The 11,693-nt window shown below is 49.1% G+C and carries 11 protein-coding genes; 2 read left to right on the plus strand and 9 right to left on the minus strand.

Going from position 1 to position 11,693, the window contains the following annotated elements; all coding sequences use genetic code 11:
• Positions 1 to 229 precede the first annotated feature (229 nt).
• From thiH to QZ147_RS05925, 9 genes are all read right to left on the minus strand, one after another.
• Positions 230 to 1,360, minus strand: a complete 1,131-nt coding sequence (thiH, locus tag QZ147_RS05885) for a 2-iminoacetate synthase ThiH (protein WP_295148132.1) — start codon at positions 1,358 to 1,360, stop codon at positions 230 to 232.
• 71 nt (positions 1,361 to 1,431) lie between these two features.
• Positions 1,432 to 2,196 carry a thiazole synthase gene (locus tag QZ147_RS05890; protein ID WP_295148109.1) on the minus strand — a complete coding sequence of 255 codons (765 nt, stop codon included), beginning with the start codon at positions 2,194 to 2,196 and terminating at the stop codon, positions 1,432 to 1,434.
• A gap of 200 nt (positions 2,197 to 2,396) precedes the next feature.
• Entirely contained in the window at positions 2,397 to 3,251 is an 855-nt protein-coding gene (gene thiF, locus QZ147_RS05895) for a sulfur carrier protein ThiS adenylyltransferase ThiF (RefSeq protein WP_295148111.1), read from the minus strand.
• 13 nt (positions 3,252 to 3,264) lie between these two features.
• Positions 3,265 to 3,468 carry a sulfur carrier protein ThiS gene (gene thiS, locus QZ147_RS05900; protein ID WP_295148113.1) on the minus strand — a complete coding sequence of 68 codons (204 nt, stop codon included), beginning with the start codon at positions 3,466 to 3,468 and terminating at the stop codon, positions 3,265 to 3,267.
• Entirely contained in the window at positions 3,465 to 4,634 is a 1,170-nt protein-coding gene (locus tag QZ147_RS05905; protein WP_295148116.1) for a pyridoxal phosphate-dependent aminotransferase, read from the minus strand. The genes thiS and QZ147_RS05905 overlap by 4 nt, the downstream gene beginning before the upstream one ends.
• A 12-nt stretch (positions 4,635 to 4,646) precedes the next feature.
• Positions 4,647 to 6,482 carry a biosynthetic arginine decarboxylase gene (speA, locus tag QZ147_RS05910; protein ID WP_295148118.1) on the minus strand — a complete coding sequence of 612 codons (1,836 nt, stop codon included), beginning with the start codon at positions 6,480 to 6,482 and terminating at the stop codon, positions 4,647 to 4,649.
• The gene (gene hisS / locus QZ147_RS05915) at positions 6,475 to 7,713 is read right to left on the minus strand and encodes a histidine--tRNA ligase (protein WP_295148119.1); all 1,239 of its coding nucleotides are present in this window, start codon (positions 7,711 to 7,713) and stop codon (positions 6,475 to 6,477) included. The genes speA and hisS overlap by 8 nt, the downstream gene beginning before the upstream one ends.
• 29 nt (positions 7,714 to 7,742) lie before the next feature.
• Positions 7,743 to 8,393 (minus strand): dTMP kinase, encoded by a 651-nt coding sequence (gene tmk / locus QZ147_RS05920; protein WP_295148122.1) that lies wholly within the window; start codon positions 8,391 to 8,393, stop codon positions 7,743 to 7,745.
• An 8-nt stretch (positions 8,394 to 8,401) separates the two neighbouring features.
• On the minus strand, positions 8,402 to 8,842 hold the full coding sequence (locus QZ147_RS05925) for a MarR family winged helix-turn-helix transcriptional regulator (RefSeq protein WP_295148125.1): 441 nt from the start codon (positions 8,840 to 8,842) through the stop codon (positions 8,402 to 8,404).
• A gap of 119 nt (positions 8,843 to 8,961) precedes the next feature.
• Between QZ147_RS05925 and QZ147_RS05930 the strand changes: the two genes are divergently transcribed.
• Positions 8,962 to 10,086, plus strand: coding sequence for an efflux RND transporter periplasmic adaptor subunit (locus tag QZ147_RS05930; RefSeq protein ID WP_295148126.1), 1,125 nt, complete (start codon positions 8,962 to 8,964; stop codon positions 10,084 to 10,086).
• The coding region (locus QZ147_RS05935) for an efflux RND transporter permease subunit (RefSeq protein ID WP_295148129.1) at positions 10,083 to 11,693 on the plus strand (1,611 nt) is incomplete at its 3' end. The genes QZ147_RS05930 and QZ147_RS05935, both read left to right, overlap by 4 nt.

Here is an 11,693-nt window from a genome sequence, read left to right on the forward strand (position 1 = left end):
GTTGCCGCCAACGGCGCGCCGAGCGCAAATTTAAGCAAAATATCGCGGCTAGGGCGAAAAATCCGCTTTACAAATAAAGCGACCGAGCAGATGCCGAGACGAAGCAGATTAAAAAAACGACGCGCGAACCGCTAAATTTTACGGGTTCGCCCAAATCAGCAAAGCCGCGCCGCAGCCGAAATTTTTAAAACCGACCCGAAAACCGGCGCAAAAAATAAAACGGCGCCGATTAAAGAAAAATATACTCGCTCATCAACGCTTCAAGTCCGCTTTCTTTTAGCATCTGCGCCACCTCCGCTACGCCCCTGTCGTCGTCGATCTCAAACTGCTCGTCGCCCTTTTTCTCTCCCGAGTGCGCACCGATGCCGACGTTTACGCCCGCGCTTATCTTGTTTGCGGCGATTTTGACGGCGTTATCGCGAAAACGCGCGCTTTCTCGCGTCGAGATCGTAATGTTGGCGCTAGGCATAAAAATGCGGTAGGCGCAAAGCACCTGCAAAAGCTCGCGCTCGCCGACGTCTTTTGGGTTTATGCGGGCGTTATTTATAATCGGGCGCAGGCGCGGGACGGAAAAGGCGATCTCTGCGTGCGGATATTTACGCTGAATAAGCGCCGCATGCATGGCCGTCGCGTATGCGTCCAGGCGAAAATCATCAAGCCCTAAAAGCGCCGCGAACCCGACGCCGCGCATCCCGCCTATTAGCGCGCGCTCCTGCGCCGCAAAGCGGTACGGAAAGACGCGCTTATTGCCCGCAAGGTGCAACCGCTCGTATTTTGCGGGGTTGTAAGTCTCTTGAAATACCGTAACGTAATCGACCCCGCTTGCGCGAAGCAGGGCGTAATCAGGCGAATTTAGCGGGTAAATCTCGACGCCTACGACCTTAAAATACCGCCGCGCGATCCTGCACGCCTCCGCGATATACTCCACGCTAGACGCGCTCTCGCTCTCTCCCGTAAGTATTAGAATTTCTTGCAAGCCGCTTTTCGCGATCTGCCTCATTTCGGCTTCTATCTCATCTTCACTAAGGCGCGCTCTGGCGATCTTGTTTTGCGAGTTAAATCCACAATAAATGCATAAATTATCGCAGTGGTTTGCGATATAAAGCGGCGTGAAAATCGTAACGTTATTGCCGAATTGAGCTCGCGTCTTGCGCTGAGCCAGCCGTGCGATAGGCTCGATAAAATCGCTTGCGGCGGGACTTAAAAGCGCTTTTAGATTTTCAGGAGAGCAAATTTTAGCGTCAAGCGCCGCTTCTACGTCTTTTGCGGCGTAAATTTCGGGCTCGTAGCCCTCGCGCGCTTTTAAAACCGCCCGCATGATCTCTTCGCCGACGTCTTGCATATGCGGCAGTAGCGCCATGTGATCTATTTTAGCCTTAAATTTTAGCGCTCCGTTCGTCACGGTAGTAGCGGTATTAGCGTCCGCGCTTTTCATTCTAAAAATCCCGTTAGCGGCGAGCTAGCATCCGCGATCTCCCGCACGCGTCCGAGCCCCGCTAAAAAGCCCTCTCGCCCCGCGCGCACCGCCTCGCCGAACGCCCGCGCCATCGCCTTTACGTCGCGCGCCGTAGCAATCGCCGTATTCGACATCACCGCCGCCGCGCCCATCTCCATAGCCTCGCACGCTTGCGACGGACGCCCGATACCCGCATCCACGATTACGGGCGCGTCAAGCTCGTTTATCATGATTTCGATCGCGCCTTTAAAAACCAAGCCTTGATTTGAGCCGATCGGCGCGCCAAGAGGCATAGCGCAAACAGCGCCCGCGTCTATCATAGCTCGCGCCGCCGCAAGCTCGGGGTAGATATAAGGCATGACGATAAATCCCTCGCGCGCTAAAATTTCGGTAGCTTTTAACGTCTGGGCGTTATCGGGAAATAGATACTTGCTGTCCGTAATAATCTCGATTTTAATAAAATCTCCGCAACCAAGCTCGCGCGACAACCTAGCGATCCGCACCGCCTCGCCCGCGTTTCGCGCGCCGCTGGTGTTGGGTAGTAGCGCGACGCTTTTAGGTATAAACTCCAAAATATTTCGCTCGCGGCTTTCGTTTACGCGCCTAAGCGCTAGCGTTATCATCTGCGCGCCGGCTTCCTTGATTGCGGCGTCGATTAGCTCGTGCGAATATTTGCCAGATCCCAGAATAAAGCGGCTAGAAAACTCTCTGCCGCCTAAATTTAACGTATCGTTTTGCATTTTACGTCCTTAAAATTTGCGCTAGGATAGCAAAATAGGGGTTAATTTATCGTAAAATTTCGGGAGTAAAATTCGGATTTGATTTTAAGCCTTAGCGCTTTAAATTTTGCGCTTTTGCCGAAATAAGCGCGTTTTTATTATTTCCGCGGACGTAAAATTTTAGCAAGGAGGGCAAAGGCAAAACCTCGCGAAAGAACGCGCTACCTCGACTCTAATCCTAGCAAAAGGCGTATTACTAAATTAGCCTGGTGGTTCGCGCAGATCGCCACTCTGGGCGCCATTAATCCCTGTCCGATTTTAGCGGCGTTTACCAGATCTCCGCAAAGATGGACGTTTTTGGCGAATTTAATCGTGCGGATTAGATTTGAGTCGTAATACCCCGCCATCCCCGACGCGCCTATTATCTGCTTATCCGCTAGGCTCGCTCCCGCTTCGTTTACCATCATCGCCTTGCCGACCGCGTTATCAAACGCCTCACAAACAATAGAGCAGGGCGCGAAAATTTCGGCGACGTTTGCGGCGTCTAAAAATACGTCGCGCGTAACGACCTCTACGAACGGATTTACGTCGGCGATAAGCTCTTTCATGGCGTCCGTTTTTTTCATTCCGATGTGGCGGACGTAGTATTGCTGGCGATTTAGGTTGCTAGGCTCGACCACGTCGAAGTCGGCGAGTACTAGCTTCGCTACGCCCGCGCGCGCTAGGCTTAGCGCGATATTAGATCCTAGTCCGCCTAATCCCGCCACGCCTACGCAAGCTTTTTGTAGCGCCGCATTTAGCTCGGGAGAGTTGCGAGAGGCGATCATTGAGCGTAAAATTTCGCGGTCCGGCATCGCTCCGCGCTTAATAAAAACGACGTTTGCGCCGTTATTTAGCGGCGCGTTTTCCTTCGTCGCAAAGCCGTCTAGGATAAAAATGTCGGGCTCGCTAACGTTAAAATTTCGCAAAAATTCGCAAATTTCGTTTCGCGGATCGCCGAAAATTTCGGCTTTTAACCCGTCCGTATCATGAGCCTTTACGCTAAAATTTTTGCCGTTTATAGTAATTTCTCTCATATCTTTCCTTGACTCACCCGCCGCCTACGAATCGCACGACCTCATAGCTCTTGCCCTCGCTCATCTTAGCCTGCGTCCACAGCGCGCGGGGTAAAATTTCGCGGTCGCGCTCGATGGCTATAAATTTTAGCTCAAAACCTTGCGCGCGTAAAAATTCTTCCACGCTCGCATCGGTATTGATCCGCATACGTTCGCCGTTTAGGTGAAATTCTATCATTTGTAGTTTTTGACGAACTCGGAAATTCTAGCGATCGCTTTTTTAATGCTGTCCATATCCGTCGCGAAGCTAATCCTAAAATACCCGTCCATACCGAATCCGACGCCGGGCACCGTCGCTACTTTACCCTCTTCGAGTAAGCGCGAGCAAAATTTCATGCTATCTTTTTCGACCGCCGAGCAGTTAATGAATAAGTAAAACGCGCCGTCCGGGCTTTTTACACTAAGCCCTGGAATTTGATTAACGAGCCCTACGGCTACGTCGCGGCGAGCTTCGTATTCGCGGCGCATCGCTTCGATATCCGCGTCCGTTTCGCCCAGTAGCGACGGGATTGCGCCCGCTTGCACGATGGAGCTGATATTGCTCGTACTTTGGCTTTGCAGCTTTTTCATCGCGGCGTTTAGCTCGTTCATCGGGCTTGCGGTATAACCGAATCTCCATCCGGGAATCGCGCCGCATTTGCTAAGCCCGTTAATAGTGACCGTACGGTTAAACAGATCCTCGCTCACGCTAGCAACCGATACGAACGGTATACCGTAGGTTAATTTTTCATAAATTTCATCGCTCGTAATTATAATATCCGTGCCTTTTAGCACTTCGCCGATCGCGGCTATTTCGTCCTTAGAGTATACCGCTCCCGTCGGGTTCGTCGGGTGGTTTAGACTTAAAATTTTAGTACGCGGAGTGATCGCGGCTTTTAATTGCTCGGGCGTAATCTTAAAGCCCGTAGCCTCGCAGGTTTCTATAAATACGGGCTTGCCGCCGCAAAATTTTACGATTTCGGGATAGCTGACCCAATAAGGCGCAGGGATAATAACCTCGTCGCCCTCGTCGATTAGCGCGCCGAACACGTTAAATAGCGAGTGCTTCGCGCCGACGTTGGTTATTATTTGGTTAGTTTCGTATCTTAATCCGTTATCGCGGGCTAGTTTGGTTTGAATCGCTTTTACGGTCTCGGGCGCCCCCGGTATCGGAGTGTATTTTCCGCAGCCCTTATCAAGCGCCGTCTTAACCGCGTTTTTAATAATTACGGGCGTATCGAAATCCGGCTCGCCCGCAGATAGGCTTACTACGTCGATGCCGGCTGCTTTCATATCTTTTGCTTTCGAGCTGATCGCGATAGTTAGGCTCTCGCTTAGCGCGCTCATCCTTTTTGCTAATTTCATTTTTACTCCTTATTAATTTATCGTCTTTAAATAGCTATTATCGTTTAAAAATAGATACAGCTCGCCTAAAATTTGCTTCTTTTGAGTCTCGTTAATTAACGGCGATTTTAAAAGCCTCTCGTTTAGCGTGTCTTGTATCTCGTAAATGTCGTAGTCTAGATCTTCCATTATGTCGAGTATGCTTTGGCTTTCTATTAGATCTTTTACCGCGTATCCTTGCGGAGTTAGCTCGATCGTAGCCTCGGTAGGATGCGTGAAAAGATTATGCTTCATGCCTAGCACCTCTTGATACGCGCCCACTAGGAAAAAACCTATAAAATACTCCTCTTTTTCTACGTCCACGTCGTGAAGCAGCAACGGATTAGTCTCGTCGTGATAGCTTATCTCGCCGTCGCTGTCGCAGGTAATATCCCAAATAGACGCCGGCAAAGTAGGGCGTTCGTCTAGCCTATCAAGCGGCATAATCGGAAAATTTTGCTTTAACCCCCAAAAATCTGGCAAACTTTGAAACATCGAAAAATTTAGCAAATACCGCTCCTGTACCTCTTTTTGTATCTTTTGCAAGTCCGCGGAGTTGCTTTTATTACCGAGCATTACGACCGCTTTTTTACCGATTAGGCGCAGCAGCACCTCGGCGTTCGAGCGGTCTTGCAGATCGACGTAGCCTAGATCAAACAGCGTCAGTACGCTCTCTAAATGATGAAGTCCATCGTGGAGGTATTCAAGCGCGTTACTAGGTTTAATGGAGTTATAAAGATCGACTAGTTCAGTGATTAACGGCGGGTTATTTTTCTTTAAATTTAACTTTTCTTCGGCGTATTCTTGGCTAAAAAGCTCCAAAACGGGCGCCACCAGCAGCGCGTGCGAAGCGGCTACGTAGCGACCGCTTTCTATAAAAATATCGGGCTGAATTTCGCCCTTTTGCTCGGCGATCGTTTTTAACATATAAACGACGTCGTTTGCGTATTCATTTAGCGTATAGTTACGGCTTGAAGATTCTTTATACTGCGAGTATTCTATCGCGAGCCCGCCTCCTATATTTATCGCGGTTAGATTAGACGCTCCCATTTTTCGCAGTTCCGCGTAGATATTTCCCGCCTCGATGAGAGCCTTTTTTAGCGGGTGGATTTCGGTGATTTGAGAGCCGATATGAAAGTGGATCATATTAAAGCGGTCTAGCAAATTCGCCTTTTTTAGCATATTCATCGCTTCTATTAGCTCGGTAGAAGTTAGCCCGAATTTCGAGTGTATACCGCCGCTTTTAGCCCAAATTCCCGCTCCCGAGCTATGCAAGCGTATGCGAAGCCCGATATTAGGCTTTGGCTTAAAACGCTCTTTTGCGGTGGCGATTATGGCTTCTAGCTCGTTTAACCCTTCGATCGTTAGCGTGATATTGTGCCCCATTTCTGCGGCGATGAAGCCTATGTTGATTAGCTCGCGGTCTTTAAAGCCGTTCACGGTAATTGGCGCGCCGTCGTTGTTATACGCCATCGTTAGCAGCAGTTCGGCCTTGCTGCCGGCTTCTAGCCCGTAGTTATAGGGCTTTCCAAGACGCGTGAGATTTTTTACGAAGCCGGGATACTGATTGACTTTTAACGGGAAAACGGCGCTAAATTTCCCTTTGTAGTCGAATTCTTTCTTAGCCTTCGTAAAGCTTGCGTGAATTTGCTCGATTTGCTTTTGGATTAAATGCGGAAAACGCAGCAACATAGGACCTCTGTAACCTTGATCCCTGATCTCTTTTACGATATCGATGATGGCGGGCTTGCTCGCGCTATTTATGCAGACTTTACCGTTTTCGATTATAAAATTTGAATTACCCCAAATATTTAAACCAAAATCATTCACTTTTTAATTCCTTTTCAAGTTCGCTTAAATTTAGCGTTTTTTCCGTTTTGTCGGCTAAATTTTTATACCAAATTTTCTCGGCTTTTCGCTCGTTCTCGCCCACGCAAAGGAAAATTTTAGCATTTTTAGCGTCGGCTGCTTTTAAATGCTTTTGTAAATTTTTAGCTTCATAGGAGATTTCGACCTTAAAATTTCGCCTTAAATTCGCGCCTAGGTTATAAACGTAGTCTAAATTTTCGCTATCCATCGCGCAAAGATATAAGCCCGATCTTTGAACCGCACTCTCGCGCTCTTTTAAAATTTCCATTATCCGCTCGACGCCCATCGCAAAGCCCACGCCGTAGCTAGCCTTGCCGCCTAGATACTCGACCAGCCTATCGTATCGTCCGCCGCCCGCGACCGCGCTTTGCGCGCCGATCTCGCCCGAAACGAACTCAAACGCCGTTTTACAGTAATAATCAAGCCCGCGCACGAGCTTGGCGTCGATCTCGTATTTAAGCCCCGCCGCGTCCAAAATTTCGCGCAGTTTAGCAAAATCGCCGGCCGCTTCGTCGCTTAAATTTTCTATCATTAGCGGCGCCTCCGCGTAAATTCTCTGGCAATTTTCGTTTTTGCAATCAAGCGTTCTAATCGGATTTAGCGACTTCCTACGGCGACAATCCTCGCAAATTTCATCCTCGCGCGCGTCTAGAAATTTTACTAGCTTCTCTCGGTAAACCGCCATCGAGCTGGCGTCTCCCAGCGAGTTTATTTTTAGCGTAGCTTTTACCTCTAATCGGCGCAAAATTTCGTCTACCATTAATATTACGCTCGCATCCTCCCTTACGCTAGCTTCGCCGAAGCATTCGCAGCCGAACTGATGAAACTCGCGCAAACGTCCGCGCTGAGGGCGCTCGTAGCGAAACATCGAGCCGCTATAAAACCATCTATGTACGCCGCCCGCGCGGTCTAGTTTCGCCTCGATAAACGCGCGCACGACGCCCGCGGTGCCTTCCGGACGCAGACACACGTCGTTGCCGCCTTTGTCTAAAAATTGATACATTTCTTTGCCGACGATATCGCTGCTTTCGCCTACGCTTCGCTTAAATAGCGCCGTTTCTTCAAGATGCGGGGTTAAAATTTTGCGGTATCCGTAGTTTTGCGCGACGCTTTCGCATACTCTTATTACGCGTTCGTAAAGCTCGCTATTTTGGGGCAGCATATCCTTCATGCCGCGCAGCGCAGTTATCATTTCGCTTCCTTTTCGCCTAAAATCGTTCGCTATTTTACATTAAAAAATATAAAATTTTCGATTTTCTCGCCGATTTTTTCGATTTCTAGCCCCGCGTCGATTACTAGCGTATCCGCGCCGCATTTTTCGCAGGCGATTTTCATAAAATTTTGAACGCGCATTAGGTATTTTAGTCCTCTGGCTTCTACGGCGTCGATTGAGCTTCGCGATTTTAGGCGCTCGTGCGTTAAAATTTCGCTAGATAAAAATAGCACGATTTTATCTGGTAGCCGCCCGCCCAGCGCGAATTTATTTAGCGCTATAAGCTCGTTTATATCGGCGTTTTCGTCATTTGCCAGCGCGTAAGCTATGCCTGAAATAAAGCCCCTGTCGCTTAAAACCAGCCCGTCAAGGTTAGGCTTTACGACCTTATTAAAATGCTCGGCGCGATCGGCTAAAAATAGCAGCGCCTCGGTGCACGAAGAGAGGTTAAATTTTCCGCTTAGCAAAATTTCGCGCAGATGCGTCCCCAGCTCGCTGCCGCCGGGCTCGCGGGTAAGAACTACGTTTTTTGGATTAAATTTTAAGCCGTCCGCCGTCTTGCCCGAATTTTCGTCGGCGCCGCCTTTAAATTTTCGCGCTAAAATTTCGATCTGCGTGCTTTTGCCGACCCCGTCGATACCTTCAAATAAAACGTACATTTTAGCCTCTAATTTTCAATCTTTGAAACGCTTTTTAGCTCGTCGGCGCAAATTTTGCTAAACTCGTCTAAGAGCTCAAAAAGAAGCTTACTGTTTTTCGCGCCGAAACGTCCGAATACCGCCTTATCCGCCTCGTCGCTAGCGCGTAAAAATTTCTGCGCCAGCCGCTCTCCCGCGGGCGTTAGACTCATTATCTGCTCGCGTTTGTCGCGCTCGCCTTGCGAAAGCGAGATTAGATTTCTAGCGCGCAGATCTTTTGCTACGTTAAAAACGGATTGCTTTGGCATACACCACTCTTCGGCTACGCGCTTTTGCGTGCTTTGCCCGTCTTTCGCCAGCGTATAAAGGATCGCGAATTCGCCGTAATTAGCGCCGATTTTTTTAATCCACTCGTCGATATAGTTTTCTATTTGATTGATTTTTTTGCCCAGCGCGTCGAAGCCCTGCATATTTCGCCTTTAAAATTTTTAGCGCGATTGTAGTAAAATTTTAAAATTTTATCAACTTGACAACGCTAGTAAATTTTGGCTAATATAGTCGCTTTTAATACTAATTTTAAGGAAAAATCTTGAAAAAACCGCTTTTATTTTTGCTTCTGCCGTTTTGCTTATTATGCGCGGACGACGCGATGAGAGTTAGCGCCGTAAAGCCTAAAATTTTAACGCTAAACGAAACGCTGGTTTTATACGGAAGCTTGCAAGCAAAAGACGACGTAACCGTAGCTTCGGCGCTACAAGGCCGCCGTGTGATAGACGTTTTAGCAGACGTTTCGCAGCGCGTAAAAAAGGGTGAAATTTTAGCCGTTTTAGAAGGCGTTAGCGTGCAAAGCGACCTTGAAAAAGATACTTTCGCGCTCGAAGCGGCAAAGCAAAATTTAGCCTCGGCGGCGGCGGCGTTTGACGAAGCGGACGCGGCGCTAAAACGCTCTAAAAAACTTCTTTCTCAAAACGCCGTAAGCCGCGAGGCGTACGAGCAAATTTTAGCCAAGCGGTTAAGTGCGAAAGCGAATTTAGGCTCTGCAAAAGCACAGGTAGAGCAAGCCAAAGCGCAGCTAAAAAATAGCAAAAACGAAGCGATAAAAGCAAATATTATCTCTCCCGTAGACGGCGTCGTAACGGCAAAATCGGCTAAAATAGGCATGATAACGGACGCGCAGACGCTTTTTAATATAGCAAAAGACGGCGTTTTCGAATTTAGCGCCGATGCTAACGCCCGCGAAATTTCAAAGCTGCAAAGCGCGCTAAATTTAGGCGCTACGCTAAATTCTAGCGTCGAAATAGAGGGCGCGCAAACGGGCATTACGGCTAAAATTCGTCAAATTTCCGTAACTCTAAACGAGACTAGCAAAGAGGGGAAGGTAAAATTTAGCGGAGATTTTGCGGGCGGATTAATCAATAACTACGGCAAAGCAAGCGTCGAGCTTCCTAGCGTTAGCGCGCTTGCTTTGCCCGCGAGGGCCGTGCGCTTTAAGGACGGCGCGGCCTACGTCACGGTTATAACAAATAAAACCGCGCGCGAAAAACAAGTAACCGCTGGTATAGAAAAGGGCGGATTTATTCAAATTTCAGGCCTTAACGAAGACGAGCTAGTCGCGGCAAACGCGGGCGCGCTCATAAACGAAGGCGACGCACTAGATCCGCAGCTAATAGAGTGGGGCGAGAGCGCGTCTAACGAGCAAGGCGCGCGAAAATGAAAATTTCCTCTTGGGCGGTGAGGCGTCCGGTCCCCGTAATCGTGCTGTTTTTAGCGCTTAGTGTATTTGGCGTCATATCTTTTATTAGGCTTCCTATTAACGCAGATCCCAGCGTGCAGTTTCCCGTCGTAATAGTAAGCGTCTCTCAAAGCGGCGCGGCGCCCAAAGAGCTTGAAAAAACGGTAACTAGAAAGATAGAAGACGCGCTTTTCGGTATGGCGGGCATCAGGCACGTAAGCTCGGAGATAACGGGCGGCAGCAGCGTCACGACGGCCGAATTTTCCCTTGAAACCGACATAGACCGCGCGGTAAACGACGTGCGGAATTTAATGTCGCAAATTAGAAGCGAACTTCCGGGAGGCATAGACGAGCCGCAAGTAGAGCGCGTGGATACCGAAGGCGGCGCGATAGCTTATTACAGCGTGCAAAGCGCGGATTTAAACGAAGCGCAGCTGTCTAAATTTATAGACGACGAGGTTAAAAACCGCCTGCTCTCCGCGCAGGGCGTGCAACAGGTAAAACGCCTAGGCGGCGCGAAGCAAGAAATTTTAGTAGCTCTTAACGCGCAGGCGATAAACTCGCTGCAAATAACTCCCGATCAAATCAGCAAGCAGCTAGCGCAGATAAACGCGAATTTACCCGCGGGCAAGACCTCTATCGACGAGGCGCGCCGCACGATACGCGTAAAATCTAGCGCCGCGTCGCTTGAAGCGCTAAAAGATACGCAAATTTGGCTAAAAGAGGGCGTAAGCGTAAGGCTGGGCGATATAGCCGAAATTTCGGACTCGCACGAGGACGTCTCGCAAATTTCGCGCCTAAACGGCAAACGAGTCGTCGCCTTTGAAATTTACCGCGCCAAAAACGCGAGCGACACGGTAACGCTGCAAAACGCGCAAGCGGCTATCGCGGCGCTAAACGCGCAGTTTCCGAGCATTAAAATTAGCGAAATTTACTCATCCGCCGATACCACGCGAGAAAACTACGCCGTTACGATAAGCTCGCTTATAGAAGGGGCGCTTCTAACGGTAATCGTCGTATTTTTATTCTTGCGCGACGTTAGAGCTACGATCGTCGCGGCTATCGCGCTACCGCTTTCGATGCTGCCTACTTTCGGTATTATGAGTTTGCTGGGATACACGCTAAATAGCGTGACGCTACTAGCTCTTATGCTGGTTATCGGAATTTTAGTAGACGACGCGATAGTAGAGATAGAAAACATAAACAAGCACGTCGCAAAGGGCGAACGCCCCTACGTAGCGGCCATAAACGCCGCCGACGCGATAGGTTTTGCCGTGATAGCCATCACGCTTACGATCGTAGCTATTTTCTTGCCCGTAAGCTTTATTTCGGGCATTATCGGACGGTATTTTAGCCAGTTCGGCGTGACGGTTACGGCCGCGGTTTTAAGCTCGCTTTTAGTAGCAAGGCTTGTTACTCCGCTGCTTGCGGCTTATATTTTAAAGCCCGAAATTTCACATAAACCGCAAAAAACCGGCAAGCTAAAAGGAGCGTATCTAGCTCTTTTGCAATTTGCGCTAAGAAGGCGAAAGCTCGCGCTTTTAGCGGGATTTTTACTGCTTGTTTTATCGGGCGTTTTGGCGCTATTT

This window comes from uncultured Campylobacter sp., from assembly GCF_905371695.1.
Classification (GTDB): domain Bacteria; phylum Campylobacterota; class Campylobacteria; order Campylobacterales; family Campylobacteraceae; genus Campylobacter_A.